This window comes from Uliginosibacterium sediminicola (genome assembly GCF_039631295.1).
Classification (GTDB): domain Bacteria; phylum Pseudomonadota; class Gammaproteobacteria; order Burkholderiales; family Rhodocyclaceae; genus Viridibacterium; species Viridibacterium sediminicola.
Map to the genome: position 1 here is coordinate 158,760 of NZ_JBDIVE010000006.1, position 19,099 is coordinate 177,858.

13 protein-coding genes are annotated in these 19,099 nt (G+C 63.5%); 1 reads left to right on the top strand and 12 read right to left on the bottom strand.

The features are described from left to right. Positions 1–40: 40 nt before the first annotated feature. The 4 genes from ABDB84_RS12540 to ABDB84_RS12555 are packed head-to-tail and all read right to left on the bottom strand — an operon-like array spanning position 41 to position 5,020. Positions 41–1,519: an ArnT family glycosyltransferase gene (locus ABDB84_RS12540; protein ID WP_345920081.1), complete on the bottom strand. Its 1,479-nt coding sequence runs from the start codon at positions 1,517–1,519 to the stop codon at positions 41–43. Beyond that, entirely contained in the window at positions 1,516–3,069 is a 1,554-nt protein-coding gene (locus ABDB84_RS12545) for an ArnT family glycosyltransferase (RefSeq protein WP_345920082.1), read from the bottom strand. The genes ABDB84_RS12540 and ABDB84_RS12545 overlap by 4 nt, the downstream gene beginning before the upstream one ends. After that, complete coding sequence (locus ABDB84_RS12550) at positions 3,066–4,079, bottom strand: glycosyltransferase family 2 protein (protein WP_345920083.1); 1,014 nt, start codon at positions 4,077–4,079, stop codon at positions 3,066–3,068. The genes ABDB84_RS12545 and ABDB84_RS12550 overlap by 4 nt, the downstream gene beginning before the upstream one ends. Next, entirely contained in the window at positions 4,076–5,020 is a 945-nt protein-coding gene (locus tag ABDB84_RS12555; protein WP_345920084.1) for a lysylphosphatidylglycerol synthase domain-containing protein, read from the bottom strand. Before ABDB84_RS12555 ends, ABDB84_RS12550 begins: the two co-directional genes overlap by 4 nt. Positions 5,021–5,442: 422 nt before the next feature. On the opposite strand from ABDB84_RS12555, the gene recQ reads away from it, so the two are divergent. After that, on the top strand, positions 5,443–7,263 hold the full coding sequence (gene recQ, locus ABDB84_RS12560; RefSeq protein WP_345920085.1) for a DNA helicase RecQ: 1,821 nt from the start codon (positions 5,443–5,445) through the stop codon (positions 7,261–7,263). Between the two features lie 60 nt (positions 7,264–7,323). On the opposite strand, the gene ABDB84_RS12565 is transcribed toward recQ, so the two are convergent. The 8 genes from ABDB84_RS12565 to ABDB84_RS12600 all read right to left on the bottom strand — a co-directional run bounded on the left by ABDB84_RS12565 (position 7,324) and on the right by ABDB84_RS12600 (position 19,087). Continuing rightward, complete coding sequence (locus ABDB84_RS12565; RefSeq protein ID WP_345920086.1) at positions 7,324–9,435, bottom strand: acetate--CoA ligase family protein; 2,112 nt, start codon at positions 9,433–9,435, stop codon at positions 7,324–7,326. A 78-nt stretch (positions 9,436–9,513) separates the two neighbouring features. Then, a complete protein-coding gene (locus ABDB84_RS12570) occupies positions 9,514–10,344 on the bottom strand; it encodes a p-hydroxycinnamoyl CoA hydratase/lyase (protein WP_345920087.1) in 831 nt (276 codons plus the stop codon). Between the two features lie 3 nt (positions 10,345–10,347). Beyond that, entirely contained in the window at positions 10,348–11,307 is a 960-nt protein-coding gene (locus ABDB84_RS12575; RefSeq protein WP_345920088.1) for an alpha/beta hydrolase, read from the bottom strand. A gap of 47 nt (positions 11,308–11,354) precedes the next feature. Continuing rightward, a complete protein-coding gene (locus tag ABDB84_RS12580; protein WP_345920089.1) occupies positions 11,355–13,793 on the bottom strand; it encodes an efflux RND transporter permease subunit in 2,439 nt (812 codons plus the stop codon). 18 nt (positions 13,794–13,811) lie between these two features. After that, complete coding sequence (locus ABDB84_RS12585; protein WP_345920090.1) at positions 13,812–14,891, bottom strand: WD40/YVTN/BNR-like repeat-containing protein; 1,080 nt, start codon at positions 14,889–14,891, stop codon at positions 13,812–13,814. Positions 14,892–14,964: 73 nt separating this feature from the next. Then, positions 14,965–16,320 carry a DUF1329 domain-containing protein gene (locus ABDB84_RS12590; RefSeq protein WP_345920091.1) on the bottom strand — a complete coding sequence of 452 codons (1,356 nt, stop codon included), beginning with the start codon at positions 16,318–16,320 and terminating at the stop codon, positions 14,965–14,967. 19 nt (positions 16,321–16,339) lie between these two features. Next, on the bottom strand, positions 16,340–17,941 hold the full coding sequence (locus tag ABDB84_RS12595; RefSeq protein WP_345920092.1) for a DUF1302 domain-containing protein: 1,602 nt from the start codon (positions 17,939–17,941) through the stop codon (positions 16,340–16,342). A 42-nt stretch (positions 17,942–17,983) separates the two neighbouring features. Then, positions 17,984–19,087, bottom strand: coding sequence for an NAD(P)-dependent alcohol dehydrogenase (locus ABDB84_RS12600; RefSeq protein ID WP_345920093.1), 1,104 nt, complete (start codon positions 19,085–19,087; stop codon positions 17,984–17,986). Between the last annotated feature and the right edge of the window lie 12 nt (positions 19,088–19,099).

The following is a 19,099-nucleotide window of genomic DNA, read 5'->3' on the forward strand; positions in this document are numbered from 1 at the left end:
TGTCCTTAGCGAGCTTTGCGTCTGAATATCAGCGCGCAACTCAGCGATAACCGCGGAATCCCTGCAGCAGCAGCACGTCCAGCTCGCGCCGCACGGTCGGGCCTTGCACGCTAATGCGGGCGATTTTTTCCTGCGTCGCAAAGTGTTCGGCAATCGAGGCCGCATCGGTTTGCGTGAGGAGCACGGCGCTGCGGCCCATGTCTTCGTTGTCGAGCGGGATGCTGAGCTGGTAGTGATCCTGTGCGCGCTCCTGCGGTTTCCAGGCGGCAAAGCGCAGGTTCAGGTCGCGCAGCTCGTAACTCATGTGGGCGATCAGGGTGCGGTTATTGGCGAGGATGATGGCGTCCGGGTATTGCACCAGCAGCGGGCGCAGTTGGCGGGCCAGGCTGTCCCAGCCGCGTGCGCGCTTGAGGATGTCGAACTTCGCCGGCATGGCGAGGCCGCGCAGGCGATAGACATCGCCGACGTGATAAACCGCCAGCATCAGTACCGCATTGAGGCCGATGGCGGCCAGCCACCAGCGGGCGCGCAGGCGGCTGAGCCAGGCTACGCCCAGCATCGCCGCCGGAATCAGCGCCGGTGCGGCCCAGTTGCCATTGGCTTCCGAGCGCAGTGCTTGCAGCAGCACGATGCCGAACAGCGGCAGGCTGAAGCAGTGCAGGAGCTGCAGGCGGGTGTCACGCCGCTTGCGCCAGATCAGCGCCAGGCCGGCTAGATAGGCGAGCGCCAGCAGCGGGCCGAGTGAAGCCGCTTGGGCGAGCAGGAATTCGCCAGCATTGCCGTGCTTGCTGTTGCCGCCTTCGACGTGGGTGATGTCGGCCGTGTGGTGCAGGGTCGGGAAGTCGTGCTGCCAGTTCCAGATGATGTTGGGCATCACGATCAGCGCGGCCGCGCCAATCGCCACCCATAGGCGCGGATTGCCCAGCTGCCGGCGGCGGCCGGCGTCGAGCAGCAGGTACAGCGCGGCGCAGGCGGCAAAGGCCAGCATGGTGTATTTGGACAGCACGCCCAGACCCAGGGCTGCGGCGAGCAGCAGCCAGTCGCTCCAGCGGTCATAGACCAGGGCGCGGCGCAGCGCGATCATGCCTAGCAGCCAGAAGAACAGCAGCGGGGCATCAGTCGACACGAACAGGCCGAGGGCCGAGACAAAGGGCAGCAGCGAGACGGTCAGCGCGCAACGCAGGGCGATGCGTTCGTCGTAGAGTTCCTTGCCGAGCACGAAGCTGAGCCAGGCGCAGGCCGGGTAGAGCAGCATGCCGGCGAGCTTGACAGCGACCACGCCATCACCGAACAGCGCCGTGCTGGCAGCGATCAGCCAGGCGATCACCGGCGGCTTGGAGTAATAGCCCCAGTCCAGTTGCTGCGCCCAGGTCCAGTACTGCGCTTCATCGACATAGAGGGTGATGCCCAGATGCGGCACCAGCCAGATGCGGTAAAAAGTTAGCGCCAGCAGCCAGGCCAGCAAGAGGCGCGGGCGGAACGAGGGCGTACGCGGCGCGCCCAGCACTTTCTGCATCATTTGAGGCGCACCAGGCGGACACCGCCTTCACTGAACAGCACATCGACCGGCACATCGGCCGGCAGGCGGTCGGCACGGGTCAGTGCGATCTGGCCGGGAACGGCCTGCACGGTCGGCGTTACCGCCTGACGATAGACACTGAAGCTCGGCGCGTGGAAATTCCACAGCACGACCGGCGCGGTTTCCTGGCGCGCGACCAGCGCCGCGCGTTTGACCGGGCCTTGCAGGAGTTCGCCGAGCAGGGGCGCTGCGCCGGCCGAGACACTCAGCATGCAGATCACGCCGAGGATGGCGCTGCGCTTCCACAGCGTGATGCGCGGCAGCGCGCTGACCGCCAGACCGGCGAGGAAGGCCAGCACCGTGATGTGGTGATAGACGCCCAGGTTGACGCTCTTGATGCGCTCGATCTGCATCACGTAGTAGGCGTCCTTGATCCAGCCGTGGGCCAGTGCGTCGCGCAGCAGGCTGGGCATGGTCATGATCAGGCAGAGCATGATCACGCCGGGCGCGGCGAGCAGGCGGATGATCTTTTGTCCGCCCTCGATGCGCTCGAAATTGAGGGCGATGATCGCGAACAGCGGCGTGCAACCGTAGAGCGCGTAATGCGGCAGCTTGGTGCCGGAGAGCGAGAAGAAGGCGATCACGAACAGCGCCCAGCTCCACAGGAAGCGGCGCAGCGGATCGGCCATGTCGGCCTTGAGGCCGAACAGCGCATGGATCAGCCAGGACAGCCAGGGCAGGACCAGCAGGGGCACGATGGCCACGTAGTAGAAGATGCTGCCCGAATGCCCTTCGAGCGAGCCGGAGAAGCGCTGCACATTGTGCTTGAGCAGGAAACCATCGATGAAGGCCTGACCGTGAATGGCATAGGCTGCCGCGTACCAGGGCACGGTGACGGCGAGCAGGATCAGCCAGCCACGCCAGTTGCTGATGCTGCGCAACCAGTCGCCCAGGCGGCGATCGCTGGCGCAGTAGATGAAGGTGGTGGCCAGCGGCACAAGGATGGCCACCGGCCCCTTGGTCAGCACGCCCAGACCGATCCACAGATAGCTGCGCAGCAGCGGCGCCAGCTTGCCGCTCTCGAGATGGCGCCAGCTGTCGAACAACGCCAGGGCGATCAGCACATTGAGCAGGGAATCGGCCGTCGCTGCGCGGCCAATGAACACCACGCCCAGCGCGGTGCTGACGATGCAGGCGGCGAAGATCGCGGCATTGCGCCCGCCACGCGGCCAGACGAACAGCGCCGTGGCCCAGGCCCAGGTTGCGGCGGCAATCGCCGAGGGCAGGCGGAAGGCCCATTCATTGACGCCGAACAGCTGAACGAACAGCGCCTGACACCAGTAGATGAGGATGGGCTTGTCGAAGCGCGGCGCGCCATTGAGCCAGGTGGACAGGAAGTCCTTGCGCTCGAACATCTCGCGCGTGGCTTCCGAGAAGGCACCTTCATCTACATCGAACAAGGGCAGGTGGCCGAGGTTCCAGACAAAGGCACAGAGCGGGACGAGGAATAGCAGCCACTGCAGGCGGCGATCAGTGAGCTTGAGGTTCATGCTTGTTGCTGCCAGCCCTCTGCATTGCTCAGCTCAAGCGGATTGCGCACTTCGTACTGACGTGCAGCGCCTGATTCGAAGTAGATGCGTGCCAGCATTTCAGAGAGCACGCCGGTGAGCACGAACTGCACGCCCATCACCACGGTGAAGAAGCCGGCCATCAGCATCGGCCGCGTGCCGATTGATTCACCCAGACAGAACTTGATCACGGCGAGGTAAGCGAGGATCAGCGAGCCGATCCCCATCAGCGCCAGGCCGATGCTGCCGAAGAAGTGGCCGGGGCGGGCGCGGAAGCGCATGAAGAAGTACACCGAGATCAGGTCGAGGATCACGCGGAAGGTGCGCGAGATGCCGTACTTCGATTCGCCGAACTGGCGCGCATGGTGTTCGACCACTTCTTCCGAGATGCGGCGCGGCGAGGTCACCGTGGCCAGCCAGGCGGGGATGAAGCGGTGCATTTCGCCATACAGGCGCACGTTCTTGATCACATTGCCACGGAAGGCCTTGAGGCTGCAGCCGTAGTCATTGAGCTTGACGCCGGTGATGCGCGCGATCAGGCGATTGGCGATGCGTGAGGGAATCTTGCGCAGCCACAGCCCGTCCTGACGGTTCTTGCGCCAGCCGGCGACGAGATCGAGATCTTCACGCAAGAGGCGGGCGACCATGCGCGGGATGTCGACCGGATCGTTCTGCAGATCGCCGTCGAGGGTGACGATCACATCGCCACGCGCGGTGTCGATACCGGCCTGCATGGCGGCGGTCTGCTTGAAGTTGCGCATCAGCTCGACGACGCGCACGTGCGGGCCGTATTGCTTGGCGGCGGCGCGCAGGGTGGCGACGGTGTTGTCCGAGCTGCCGTCATCGACGATCACCAGCTCCCAGGGCCAGGGATAGTTGGCGAGGCCTTCGTGCACGCGCGCCACCATCGGGCCGACGCTTTCCTCTTCGTTGTACATCGGCACGACGACCGACAGGCGATGGGGGGGCAGGGTTTCGAGCGCAAGCGTCATGGTTGTGAACTTTGTGGTTGATCTTGGGAAACGGCGCCGGGCAACAACACGGCAGCCAGGGCGCCCGCGCACAGCGCGCAGGCGATGACGAAAAGGTGAAGCACCAGCGCGGCCTGCAGGCCATCGGCCAGCATTATGCCGTGTGCGCGCAGCAAAGCCGCGCCGCCCGCTTCGTAAGTGCCGAAGCCGGCCACGCCCTGGATCGGCAGAATCGAGGCCAGTTCCACGCCCAGCGCGCCCGCCAGGCCATTGTGCACGCTCTCGCCAAGCAGCACGGCCAGCATCCAGGCCTGCGCCAGCAGCTTGAGCGACCAGTTGGCGAGCGTCCATAGCCAGGCGCGGCCCGAGCCACGCGTGGATTCTGCCAGCGCCGCACGCAGGCGGATACCGATGCGCGCAAAGCGGCCGTGTTCGGGCAGCAGTTCAGGGTGATTGCGCGCCCAGCTGGGAATCAGCCAGGCCGCCAGCGCGACCGCCGCCACCCAGGCGAGGCGCAGCCACAGCGGCAGGCCGGGCCACACGGCAGCGGCCAGCGCCAGCACCACGAAGGCGTCCTGCAGGCGCAGCCACAGCAAGGCGGCGACGGCGCGCGTGGTCGGCACGCCGAACCAGCGCGTGAGCAACAGCGGAAAGGTCGCCTCGCCACTGCGGAAGGGCAAGACATTGATCATTGCGTTGTGGATCAGCGTCAGCCGCAGGATGGCGCCAAAGCGCACGCCGGCGACGCCGCGGAATTCATCGAAGACGCGCCCGGCACGCAGCAGGTAAGTGCAACCGAAGGCGGCGACAAAGCCGGTAATCTGCCAGGTATCGAGGCGCGCCAGACGTGTGGCCAGTGCCGCGAACTGCGCTTCGCGCTGGCCACCGAAGACGAACCAGGCGATCAGCGCTGCGCTGCAGAGCAGGGCGGCCAGACGCTTGAGCGCGGTGGAAAGAGGCATGTGATGGCGGTGCGGCAAGCGCAATAAAGGCAAAGCCGGGCATTTTACCATCTTGCGATGACGCGGGCTCCTTGCTGATTGTTTGCTTATGTGAGGCGCGCCTGGCGCGCTGGGGCCGTCGCCATGGTTTGAGTTTTGCCCCCCTCCCGGCCCTGTCGGGCCACCCTCCCCGTGGGGGAGGGGAAGGCAAACGTTGTTTTTGCTCATGAGGACTCGTGCATGCGGCCCCCCTCTCACGTGGGGGGAAGGCAAACGGCGTCACGGCATGAAACACGGCGCGGCGCTAGCTGTTCCCTCCCCCTCGGGGGAGGGTGGCCGGAGGCCGGGAGAGGGGCGGCACATCGCTTTGCGACGCGGGCGCATCGCGCACACGCAACGAATCTGCTCAGCCTTCAGCGCAATTACTGGCAAAATGCGCGGTGATGAATTCCCCCGAGTCTCCCGATCCGGCGCTGCACGTCCTGCGCCACACCTTTGGTTTTGGCGCTTTCCGCGGCGAACAGGCGGCCATTGTCGAGCATCTGCAGCACGGCGGTGACGCGCTGGTGCTGATGCCGACCGGCGGCGGCAAGTCGCTGTGTTACCAGATTCCCTCCCTGCTGCGCGAAGGCTGCGGCATCGTCGTCTCGCCGCTGATCGCGCTGATGCAGGATCAGGTGCAGGCGCTGGAACTGCTCGGCGTGCGCGCCACTTATCTGAACTCGACGCGCAGCGCCGAGGAAGCCGCCGCCATCGAACAGCAGCTGCTCGCCGGCGAGCTGGACATGCTCTACGTGGCGCCCGAGCGCCTGATGACGCCGCGCTTCCAGAACCTGCTGGGCCGCGCCCGCATCGCCTTGTTTGCGATTGACGAGGCGCACTGCGTCTCGCAATGGGGCCATGACTTCCGCCCCGAATACATCCAGCTCTCGATCCTGCACGAGCGCTTTCCCGAGGTGCCGCGCATCGCGCTGACCGCGACGGCGGACGCCGCGACGCGGCAGGAGATCGTCGAGCGTCTGGCACTGCAATCGGCGCGGCTGTTCGTCTCCAGCTTTGACCGGCCGAACATCCGTTACACGGTGGTCGAGAAGGACAATCCACGCAAGCAGCTGCTGCGCTTTATCCGTAGCAATCACGAGGGCGATTCGGGCATCGTCTATTGCCTGTCGCGCAAGAAGGTCGAAGAGACCGCGACCTGGCTCAAGAGCGAAGGCATCCGCGCGCTGGCGTATCACGCCGGTTTCGACGCGGCGACGCGCGAGGCGCACCAGACCGAATTCGTGCGCGGCGATGGTGTGGTGATGGTGGCGACGGTGGCCTTCGGCATGGGCATCGACAAGCCCGATGTGCGCTTCGTCGCCCACCTCGATCTGCCGAAAAGCCTGGAGGCCTACTATCAGGAAACCGGCCGCGCCGGCCGTGACGGCCTGGCCTCGAACGCCTGGATGGCTTACGGCTTGCAGGATCTGGTCTTGCTGCGCGAGATGATCGAACAGTCGCAAGCGCCCGACGAAGTCAAACGTGTCGAACGGCAAAAGCTCGATGCGCTACTCGGCTACTGCGAAGCCACAGCGTGTCGCCGCGAAGTGCTGCTGCGATACTTCGGTGAGAGTTCGACGCCGTGTGGCAACTGCGATATGTGCCTGACGCCGCCAGAGACCTTTGATGCAACAGTGCCTGCACAACAAGCGTTGTCGACGATCTACCGCAGCGGTCAGCGCTATGGCGCCGGCCACCTGGTCGACATCCTGCAAGGGCGCGCCACCGCCAAGGTGACGGAGCGCGGCCATCAGAGCCTGTCCACCTTCGGCATCGGCAAGAGCTTGTCCGACGCGCAGTGGAGCTCGTTGCTGCGGCAGATGGCAGCGCAAGGTCTGGTCGGCGTCAATGAACACGGCGGTCTGGTGCTGCAGGAGAGCTGCCGGGCGATCCTGCGCGGCGAAGCGGCCTTCATGGCGCGCAAGGTGCGCGAATCGGCGCCCGGCGGTGCGTCGAGTGTGCGCCGCCAGATGGAGTTCGAGTCCGACGAGGCACGCACGCTGTGGGCGGCGCTGCGCCAATGCCGGCGCGAGCTGGCCGAAGAGCAGAACGTGCCGGCCTATGTCATCTTTGGCGATGCGACGCTCAAACAGATGCTGGAGAAGCGTCCGCAGAGCCTGGAAGCGATGTACGAACTCTCAGGCGTTGGTGACCGCAAGCTGGCCGCCTACGGCACCGCCTTCCTCGAAGTGCTGCAGGCACACCAGCGGCGCCACGGCTAACTGACACAGCGGGCCACAAGAGCGATTGACGCGCTCTTGTGGCTTTGCGCTGAGCCCGCTTCAGTCCATGTAGATCAGCGCATCGAGCGCGATGGCGCCCTGGTCCTTGGCATAGACCACTACCGGATTGACATCGATTTCGCGGATGCGTGAATCGCTGCGTACCAGCTGCGCAATCTTCGCGACGATCTCTGCCGTGGCCTGCAGATCGGCGGGTGCCTCACCGCGGAAACCGCACAGCAGCGGCGCGCATTTGAGCTGCAGCAGTTCCTCCAGGATGCGCGCTACCGGCAGATCGGCCGGCAGGATGCGTACATCATGCAGCAGCTCGGCCATCACGCCGCCCATGCCAAGCAGGACCACCGGGCCCCAGTCCGGATCGTTCCGTGCGCCGACGATCAGCTCGGTGCCGCGGGCGCCCATCGCTTCGAGCAAGACGCCATCGAGCACAAGGCCCGGACGAGCATTGGCGATGTTGTCGTGCAGACGCTGCCAGCCGCGCGCGAGCTGCGCCGGATCGGCCAGATTGAGGATCACGCCGCCCGCGTCGCTCTTGTGCGAGAGGTCGGCAGACTGCGCCTTGAGCACCACCGGAAAACCGATCGCCAGCGCCGCAGCCTGGGCTTCGTCCAGACTGCGCACGAAGCGCCCTCTGGGCAGCTTGATGCCCAGCTCGGCCAGGACAGCCTTGGCGCGGTATTCAGCGATCACGCCGCTGGCCTCCTGCAGCGCTTTCGGCCGCAAGCCCTGGCTGGCGGCACTGAATGTCGGCTCGCTGCGCTGCGACAGCTTGGCGAGTGCGCGGAAGGCGCGTTCAGCCGTCGGGAAGCAGGGGACGCCCAGGGCGCGCAGTTCGTCGAGATAGGCTTGCGGCATCGCCGCACCTTCATCGAGCCCGGCAAAGATCACCGGCTTTTGCGGCTGCAACTGGCGAATGGCGGCGATGACCGAGGGGAGCTTGAGATCGCAAGTGGCCTGATCGGTGAGGATGATGCCCAGCATCACGCTGCCGAAGGCTTCGTCAGCGAGCAGGGCGGCCAGACTGTGGCGGTAGAGCTCGGGATCGACCAGGGCCTGGGCGGTCAGGTCCATCGGATTGCTGACCGGAATGAAGGCCGGCAGCGCAGCGCGCAGGGCCTGATGGGTGTGCTCGGCGCAGGCCGGTAGTGGCAGACCAATCGCTTCGCAGAGATCCAGGGTCAAGGCCTTGAACGCACCCGACTCGGTCAGCACGCCGCAGCCGCCACGCGGCAGACTCGCGCAACGGCTGGCAATGTCGGTGACATCGATCAGCTCTTCGAGCGAATCGACCAGGCTCACGCCAGCGTGGCTCACCAGGGCGCGCATCACCGCATAATCACCGGCCATGGCGCCGGTGTGGGTAGCTGCCGATTCGCGCGCTGCGCTGCTGCGGCCGGGGTGCAGCAGCACGATGGACTTGCCCAGCTGATGCGCGCGCTGCGCCAGTTGCAGGAAGCGCTTGGGCTGCCTGAACTGCTCGACGATCATGCTGACCACCCGCACTTCGGGGTCTTCGAGCACAAAGCCAAGATAGTCTTCTACGCCGCTGGCGGCCTCGTTGCCGGTCGAGACGGAATAGGACATGCGCAGCGCATGCGCGGCGAGGCTGACACCGAGCACCGCCGCCATCGCACCGCTTTGCGAGATCACCGCGACGGTCGGGCCGCTGGCGGCTTGCTGCACGTCGGTCATCACGAAACTCAGCGGAACCTTGTCGAGGTAGTTGATGAAGCCCAGGCAGTTGGGGCCTTCAACGACCATGCCGTGTGCGCGGGCAATGCGAGCGATTTCTGCCTGCTCGGCGCGGCCGGCCTCACCGCCTTCGGCAAAGCCGGCGGAGAAGATCACCACGCCGCCGACGCCACGTTGCGCGCAGGCACGCACGGCGTCGAGCACCGCCGCTTGCGGAATGGCGAGCACGGCGCAATCGACGTCTTGCGGAAGCTGTTCGATGCTGGCCAGGCAGGGCAGGCCATTGATCTCCGAACGCTTGGGATTGATCAGGTGAATGTCTCCGGCATAGCCGGCGCGTAACAGGTTTTGCAGCACGCTGTTACCCAGCGCACCCGCCGTCGGTGAAGCACCAACGATGGCGACCGAGCGAGGACGCAGCAGGCGCGCAATGGCTGGATTCGGATTGGAAAGACTCATGGGATTCCTTTCGATACGTATGGCTGCCGAGCGAGCTGCCTTGGGCACTTCGCTCGGCAGCGCTTCGCTGCAGGCTGCTCAGCGCTTGTAGGTCTGCAGACCCGGCTTGATGGTCTTGTCGTCGAGGAATTGCTTGAGGCCCTTGGAACGGCCTTTTTCCGGATCGCGGCCATTTGACTGATCGACCTTGGCGTACAGGTAGTCTTCGTTCTGCTCCCAGGTCAGCTCGCGGCAGCGCTTGAAGCCATGTTTGGCGTAGCGCAGTACGGCCGGATTCTTTTGCAGCAGCTTGAGCGCCAGCTCACGCGTAGCGTCGCGCAATTCGGCCAGCGGTACGCTCTTGTTGACCAGGCCCATCTCGGCCGCTTGCTTGCCGTTCCAGGTGTCGCCGGTCATCACGTAATAGAGCGCCTGGCGATGGCCCATGGTGTCGGCGACAGCCTTGCTGACCAGATTGCCGGGCGGGATGCCCCAGTTGATTTCCGAGAGTCCGAAGATCGCTTCATCGGCGGCGATGGCCAGGTCGCAGGCGACCAGCGGTGAGAAAGCGCCACCGAAACACCAGCCGTTGACCATGGCGATGGTGGCCTTGTTGTAGAAGCGCAGCAGGCGCCACTGCCATTGCGAGCAGTCGCGGCGCATGCGTTCCTGGTAGATATCGGAACGGCCGTCGGTCTCGCGGAAATATTCCTTGAGGTCCATCCCGGCGGACCAGGATTCGCCCGCACCGGTAAGCACCAGCACCTCGACCGAGTCATCAAGTTCGAGTGTTTCGAGCACGTCGATCATTTCGCGATTGAGCGTGGGGTTCATCGCGTTGCGTTTTTCGGGACGGTTGAGCGTCACCCAGGCGATGCCTTCATCGAGTTCGACTTTGACGGCTTGCCAACGGTTTTCGTAGTTCGACATGTTTCAGGTCCTTGTGGGGTTGAAGTGTTGAGGAGTTGCCTGCGCGGCGAGCGCAGCGCGTAAAGCCAGTGCCAGATCAGTCAATGCGGCATTGGCGGTGGGAGATTTGCCGGCCATGTTCAGATAGCCGTGAATCAGGCCGGGATAGTCGACGAGGCTGACCTTGACCTTCGCCGCGAACATCGCCTGGGCATAGGCAACGCCTTCGTCATGCAAGGGGTCGTAGCCGGCGACCTGCACCAGCGCAGGCGGGAGTCCGCTTAGATCGCTCGCCAGCAAGGGCGCGCCGCGGAAGTCTGATGTCGCATCAGCGCTGCCGAAATAGTGCTGATGGAAGCTCTGCATGGTGGCTGCGCTGAGCACGATGCCATTGAACTTGTCGTGCGAAGGGAACATCCCCGGGCGCGCTGCGGTGACCGGGTAGCAGAGCGCTTGAAGCGCAATCGCCGGACCTTTGCGCTCACGGGCGAGCAGGCTCACCACGGCGGCCAGATTGCCGCCTGCGCTGTCACCGGCAACGGCAATCGGCAGCGGTCGTGCGAATTCGCTCACGCAGTGGGCGGCCAGCCATTCGAGGGCGGCATAGCTGTCGTCGACTGCGGCCGGGAAAGGCGATTCGGGCGCCAGGCGATAGCTGGCGATCACGACATGGCAGCCGCTGCGCGCGCAGAGATGGCTGCAGAGTGTGTGATAACAGTCCAGATCACCGAGCACGAAACCGCCGCCGTGGAAGTAGAGGATGACGCCGGGCGCATCGGCCGCTGCGCGGTAGATGCGCAAGCCAAGGCGAGATGCCGGGCCGTCGAACTGGCGTGTTTCGTAGGGCAGGTCAAGCGCCGGCAGCTCGTCTGCGGTGAGCACGCGATACAGTCCACGCGCCGCTTCGGGAGGCAGCTCGCAAAGGTCCGGCATGCCGCTGGCACGCGCGTGTTCAAGGGCTGAAGCCAATTGTGAGTCGATCATGGGCTGATCCTTGTCTGAGAATAAGTGGATGCTCGATGTCATCTGCATCAAGACGCTTCAAGCGAGGTTTTGTCGCTGCTGAGCACTGCGGGAGATGTTTGTGCCGCCGTGTTAGGGCGCAACAGGAAGTGCGCCAAGGCCGGCAGCAGGACGAGGGCGCCGAGCATGTTCCAGAGGAACATGAAGGCCAGCAGGATGCCCATGTCCGCCTGGAACTTGATCGGCGAGAAGGCCCAGGTCGCCACCCCGACGGCCAGCGTGAAACCGGTCAGCATGACCACCTTGCCGGTGAACAGCAGGGCTTGGTAATAGGCCTCTGAGAGCGAGGCGCCGGCACGCATGCGACTGAGCATGATGGACAGCACATAGAGCGCGTAATCGACGCCGATGCCGACGCCCAGGGCGATGACCGGCAGGGTGGCGACCTTGACGCCCATGCCGAAGGCAACCATCAGCGCTTCGCAAAGGATCGAGGTGAGCACCAGGGGCAGCACTGCGCAGACCACGGCGCGCCAGGAGCGGAAGGTGATCCAGCAGAGCAGGACCACCGCGCCGTAGACCCATAACATCATGTCATGGGTGGCCTGCTTGACGACGATGTTGGTGGCCGCCTCGATGCCTGCACTGCCGGCGGCGAGCAGGAAGCGCGCCTCACCCGGCGGCTGGGCGGCGATGATCTCTTCGACCTTGCTCACCACACGATTGAGTGTTTCGGCCTTGTGGTCCTGCAGGTAGACGTAGAGCGAGAGCAGGCTGCAGGTCTGGTTGAAGAGCTCGCGCGGCGCACGTGTTTGCACACCACCCAATACATCGTTATTGGGCACCAGCTCGAACCACTTGAGATTGCCCTCGTTGTAGCCGACGGTGGCGATGCGTGAGAGCTTGGCCATCGAGTTGGTGGCTTCGACCCCCGGCAGCTGCTCCAGCTGCCAGGCCATGTTGTCGACCAGGGACAAAGTCTCGTAGCGCGTGCAGCGGTCTTCCGGGGTCTTGACCATGACCACCAGGATGTCCGAGCTGGCCGCGTAGTTGGCGACCATGAAGGCGTTGTCACGGTTGTAGCGCGAGTCGGCACGCAGCTCGGGCGCGCCCGGGTCAAGATCGCCAATCTGCAGCTTGAGACTCAGGGCATAGCCTGCGGCGGCCAGTACAAAGCCACCCAGCAGGGCGAAGCTCGCCCAGCGACGTGCGGTAAAGCGGTCCAGCAAGGCCCACAGCCAGTGCTTGGCCTGCCCGCTCTGGTCCAGTTGTTCGGCGCGCAGACTGCGTTCGGCTGCCTTGGGGCTGACGCCCACATAGGAGAGCAGGATAGGCAGCAGGATCAGGTTGGTGAAAATCAGTACCGCCACGCCAATCGACGCGATCAGCGCAAGATCCTGGATGGCACGGATCTGGATGATCATCAGCACGCCGAAGCCCACCGCATCACACAGCAGTGCGGTGACGCCGGCCAGGAACAGCCGGCGGAAGGTATAGCGTGCAGCGATGACGCGATGCGTGCCGCGACCGATGTCCTGCATGATGCCGTTCATCTTCTGCGCGCCATGGCTCATGCCGATGGCAAATACCAGGAAGGGCACCAGAATCGAATAGGGGTCCAGTTCGAAACCGAGCAGGCGGATCAGACCGAACTGCCACACCACGGCCACCAGCGAACAGGCAACGACCAGCATGGTCGAGCGGCCGCAGCGCGTGTACCAGTAGAGCATTGCGCTGGCAATCAGGATCGCTGCGGCGAAGAAGCCCAGCATCTGGCTCAGGCCATCCATCAGATCGCCGATCACCTTGGCAAAGCCGGTGATGTGCACCTTGATCGGACCTTGTTGGTATTTGGCGCGAATGCTCTCCAGCTGGGCCGAAAAGGCCTTGTAGTCGAGCGCTGCGCCGGTTTGCGGATTGCGATCAAGCAGGGGTACAAAGATGACGCTTGATTTGAGGTTGCTGGCCACCAGCTGGCCAATCTCGCCGGAGCGTTCGACGTTCAAGCGGACCATGTCCAGGCTGCGTGCCGAGCCGTCGTAATCGTCGGGGATCACGGTGCCGCCTTCCAGCCCTTCTTCGGTGACGGCCGCCCAGCGCGTGGCGGTGGTCCACAGCGACTTCATGAAAGGACGGTCGACGCCCGGCAGCAGATAGATTTCGTCATTCATCTGTTGCAGGGTGTTCAGGTAGTCGCGATTGAAAATATCGCCTTCGCTGGTCTCGACGGCAATGCGCACCGAATTGCCCAGGCCAGCGAGTTCGCGGCGGTTCTCCAGATAATTCTGGATATACGGGTGTTGCGTCGGAATCAGTTTTTCGAAGCTGGCATTCAGACGCACGCCACTCGATTGCCAGGCCAGCAATACGGTGCCGATCAGGCACAGCAGAACAATCCAGATGCGGTGATTGAACAGCAGGCGCTCAGCGAGATTGCCTGACTGCGCGTCGAAGTCTTCCAGCCGCTGGATCACTGGCTGGATATCGTTGGGGTTTGGGGTATGCACGCGTCTCTCCGTTTTGTTTTAGTTTGGTTTTGCGCCGAGGCTGAAGCCGCGCAGGCTGGCGGCGATGATCCGCCGCGAGCGGGTTTCGATAACGGCGGTCAGCGGGCTGCTTGAGCGCAGTTCAAGCGCGGTGAAGTGGCCGCTGGCGTCTTCGCGCAGCAGCTGACCGCTTTGAGTGGCCAGCAACAGACGCCCGTTGCTCAGCTCGGTGAGGTTCGAGATGGCGGCCGTGCTGCCGGTATTGATCTCCTGCCATTGCTCGCCGCCCGTGGGGAGCAGATAGGCTTTGCCGCGCAAGCCGTACAGCAGCAGGCCACGTGAGCTGGCGAGCGCACCGAACCAGCTGCCGGCGTAGGGAGAGGACTGCCGGACAAAGCGCTGCCCGCCATCGTTCGAGCGCAGGATCAGACCTTGTTCGCCCACGATGTAGAGCGCATCGGCGCTGGCCACGATGGCGTGCAGATGCAGATTCTTGGGGTTGTCGACATGGCCGCCCCAGTCCTCCCAGGTTTTGCCGCCGTCACGGGTGCGGAAGATCAGGTTGTAGGCACCGATGACAAAGCCATTGCCGGACTTGTCGAGCCAGATGTCGAAAAACGGCTTGTCAGGTCCGTCCTGCAGCAGGAAGCCTGCCTGGCGCTGCGCCTTCTCGTCGCCACTGGCCTGTGCCTGGGTATAGGCCAGTTGTGCGGCCTGAATGCCATCGAGCTGCTTTTTCCAGCTTAGACCGCCATCTTCAGTGCTGAGTACCACGCCCATGTGGCCGACGGCCCAGCCACGTTTGTCATCGATGAAACGCAGCGCGGTCAGACTGACACTGATGGGTGTGCTGGCCTGGGTCCAGCTTTGTCCATCGTCGTCGGAATAGAGCACGATACCGCGTTCACCGACGGCAACAATGCGCGAGCCGGCGCGCGTCAGGGCGAGCATCGCAGCGAAGGCTGCGCGTTTCGATTGCAAGGCAGGCGCGTTAAGTGCAGCGGGCGCCGCAGTCGTCTGTGTCGCTGTTTGTGTCGCTGTTTGTGCCATCGAAGCGTGCGCCGTAGCGGCGAGCGCCAGGCTGCCGGCTAGCATGCTGGCATGAATAATCGTTTTCATCTTGTGTCCTGTGCTTGACGGAAAGCCCGAAGAAAATCTCTTCGATATTTCCGTCAAGACTGCGTGGCAGGGTTCAACGGGCGCCGAGGTTGGCGAGTTCTTCAGGCGAGAAGAACTTCTCGGTCAGCTGCGGGTTAGGGCTGGCCTGGCGGTTGAGGCCGTTGGCTGCTGCGTTGAGGTAGTAGCCTCCGCCCAGCAGGTTGTACGTACCCCAGTAGACGTTGCCGTAAATGGCGGGAACCTCGGGGGCCTGCACGGTCAGGGTGTAACTCATGCGCCACAGCTGACCTTGTGCATCCCAGCCATCGAGCAGGATGATCTGCCAGCTGTCTTCATCGAAGTAGTACTTGCGCTTGGCCACGACATGACGTTTGCCCGGTGCGAGGGTGGCTTCCACCTCCCAGACCCGATGGAGTTCCCAGCGCACCTCCTGCGGATTGAGGAAGTTCTTGCCGATCAGATCCTCAGGCTTGGCGGAGGCCGCGCGGTTGTTGTTGTAGGGAATCAGCAGCTCCTTCTTGCCGATCAGCTTGTACTGGTGACGATCAAAGGGGCCGAATTGCATGAAGGCCTCGTCGAAAAAGCCCATCCCCGAAGTCACCGAGTCCGGCGTGTCGTACGAAACGGAAGGTGCGCGGCGCACGCGACGCTGGCCGACGAGGTACTGCCAGATGCCGCGAGCATGTGCGGCATCGGTGGTCTCGTGCACCAGGATCGCTTCGCCCGCCTTGGAGGCGGGAGCACTCTGCACATAGCGGCCGTACTGGTAGAAGCCCTTGAAGCTTTCCAGGCTGCCCTTGCGATCGTAATAGGGGAACAGGGAGTTCTGTTCCCCCTCGCTGACCAGGGAAATATTGCCGTCAGCCGTAACCATCCAGCAGCGCGATGGATGACTGGCGGATTCACCCTTCCAGGCGAGGATGTGGTTCCACATCACTTCGTTACCGTTTTGCGGAATCGGGAAGGGAATGCCGCCATAGGCACCGCTGACGCCAAAGCCCTCATCCGTCAGCTTGGCGCGTGTGGCGTTCTGGAAGGTGTTGTCGTAGACCCACTGCGGTGCGGCAGCGCTGCGATGCGTCGGATAAACGTTGAGCTTGAAGTCCGGATACTTCTTGAGCAGGCCTTTGACGCCGTCGCTGAGCTTGTCGACGTACTTGTCCATATTCTTTGCATCGACGCTGTAGAGCAGCTTGTCGTCCGCATAGAAATCGGGGCGCGGCGTGCCCGATTTATAGCCGGCCGGCACTTTGGTGTAGCCACCCGTCCACGCGGGGATGGATCCGTCCTTGTTCGCTGCGCGCTCAGCACCCATCGGCGTCAGCGTGGTCTTGAGTTTTGCCGCCTCGTCCGCACTGACAGCGCCATAGGCAGGCATGCCGATCAGGGTGCCCAGCAAGGCGATGGCAATAGATTCCTGAAATTTCATGATCTTGTCCTCGTTATTCTCAGAAGCTGCGCGACACATTGAAGGTCACGTAGTTGCGGTCCCACATGGTCTGGCTGAAACTGCCACCGCCGATGCTGGTGCCGTGTGCGCCGATCCAGCGGTGGTAGTTGAGGCCGCCCTTCCACACATTGCGGTAGGTGAAGTTGACGCCGGTGTCGATGGAGCCGCCGTTCTCTACCCATCCGACATACACCCGCGAGCGATTGAAGTCGCGTGACCAGACGATGGGGAAGGACAGGTCCAGTCCGTCAAAGACCTGGAAGTAATCTGCCGTGAAGGCCACGGTCAGTCGTGCAGCGCTCTTGTCCGTGGTGCTGTCGATGGCCGCAGCGTTCTTCTTGACGCTCATGACCGTATGCCAGTCCAGCTGGGTGGCCAGGGAGCCACCGTCGCGCAGCAAGGCATTGGGCTGAAAGAGGTGAATGTCCACCAGGCTGGCATGTGCCGTACGCCCGACGGCGTAGGCCGGATTCTTGTCGTTGTCGTAAGTGCTCCAGCCGGCCGGGATGGTCTGTACGATGGCCAGGCCACCGGTCAGAGGCTGGTTGTCGCGTATCGATGTTTCCAGCGAAACGTTGTCACCCCACAGCACGGTGCTGGCGGACGCGCCATAGGTGCGGATGTCCTGCTGATACACCAGGCGATAGCTGCCGCGCACCGGGTCCAGATAAGCCGCCGACGGCGTTTTGTCGTGATAGTTGGCCGCATAGAGGCCCAGTTCCACGTCGACGCTGTCCGGCTTGTAGCGCATCTGCATGCCCCACTGACCGCTGTCGCGTGCGCCCTGGTCAGCGTCGCGCGGGAACAGCCCACCTGCGGGCGTGCTCAGCAGCGCTTGTGCGCCGTCGCCCATGAAGTCGTTGGGTGAGAGGAAACTGCCGGCAGGAAAGAAGGGCGATTTGTGCCACTTCAGCTGGTAGTAGCTGCCGACCGAGAGCTTGTTGTTCAGTTGCAGAGTGCCGGACACTTGTTCGGTCGGCAGAATGAATTCCTTGACCTGCGCACCCGGCACCGTGGCGGCCTTGACGACATCCACCGCACCTTGCGCATTGGCAATGCCGTTGCTGCCGGACATCAGCGTCTCGCCGTACACCACGGCATGACGACCAAGCGTGATACGACCGGGCATGTCGGCCACGTCGCCCTTGAAGAAAATGAAGGCGTCCATCAGACGGCTGTCGCCGCCCACTGCCTTGGTGGTGCCGGGGCTGAAGTCGCTGGCGCCGACGGTGCGATTGTGTGTGATGGTCGTACTGTTGTCGTTGCTGCCTTGATAGACATCGTCATACCAGCCGGCAACACTCAGGCGACCGCCGACATCGTTGCGCGTGACATCCAGCTCGCTGCTCAGGTCGAGGCGACGTGAGGCGATGCCTTTCTTGAAGTTGCGATTGCCGTCGCCCGACGGGCTGGCTGTTTGTTCCGCCAGCTGACCGTTGTCGGGATTGCGTGTGCGGTAGATGGTGCTGAATTTGAGCGTGTTGTCCCAGCGAATCTTGAAATCTGAATCCCCGGTATCGAACTGGAAGGCCTGGCTGGCGGGCATGGCGAAACATGCCGCAAGCGCCAGACCGATGCGGCTTGGTTTGATTCTCAACATGGTTGTCTCCTGTTGGTGTTTATGCTTTTGTAGTTTTGTGTTTCAAGCGCTGATGAGCAGGATCGGTTTGATCGTTCTCCCTGTCTCGCTATCGTGGATAGCCTCGTTGATCTGTTCGAAGGGATAGAAGCGCACCATCCGTTCGAAAGGAAATTGGCCGGCCAGATGCATCTGGATCAGCTGCGGAATGAATTTCTCCGGATCGGCCGAACCTTCAACGATGCCGATCAGCCGCCGCCCGCCGCTCATGAAATGCACCTCGTCCAGACTCAGCTCGGTGCCCATTGCCGAGGCGCCCAGAATCCCGCAGGCGCCGCGTGGCGCGAGACTCAACACGGCATTGCGAATCACCGCTGCAATGCCTGTTGTGTCGAGCGCGTAGTCAAAGCCGTAGCCGCTGATTTCGGTCAAAGCCTTGACCACGTCGTCACGCTGCGGGTTGAAGGTATGGGTCGCGCCAATGCTGCGTGCGAATTCCAGACGTGAATCCTGAGTGTCGACCGCGGCAATGACACTTGCGCCGATGGCCTTGGCGGCCATCAGGGCAGAGAGTCCGACCGAGCCTGCGCCAAACACCACAAAGCGCTTGCCCGGTTTCACTTTCAGCGCGTTGATGACGGCTCCCGCACCGGTCTGGATGCCGCAAGCGAGAGGCCCCAGCAGTTTCAGATCGGCGTCCTTCGATACCTTCACGACATTGCGTTGATGACACAGTGCGTAAGTTGCGAAGGAGGACTGGCCAAAGAAGTTGCCGTGGACGCATTCCCCGTGCTGGCTCAGCGCGCTGCTGCCGTCTTCACGCGTGGCAAAGAAATTGCGCGGAAAGAACTCGTGGCAGTAGGCGGGCTCGTGTTCCTCGCAACTCGGGCAGTGCCCACAGGAGTTGAAGCTCATCACCACATGATCGCCCGGCGCCACCTTGGTCACCGCGGCACCGACGCGCTCCACCACGCCCGCACCCTCATGCCCGAGCACTACGGGCATGGGTGTGGGCAGCAGGCCATCGCGGACCACCATGTCGGTGTGGCAGACGCCTGTTGCCACCACGCGCACCAGAATTTCAGTGTCGCGTGGTGCTTCGAGCTCCAGGCTTTCCAGGCTTAGCGCGCACCCACGGTCACGCGCAACGGCAGCTTTGATCTGCATCAGCGCCCCCGC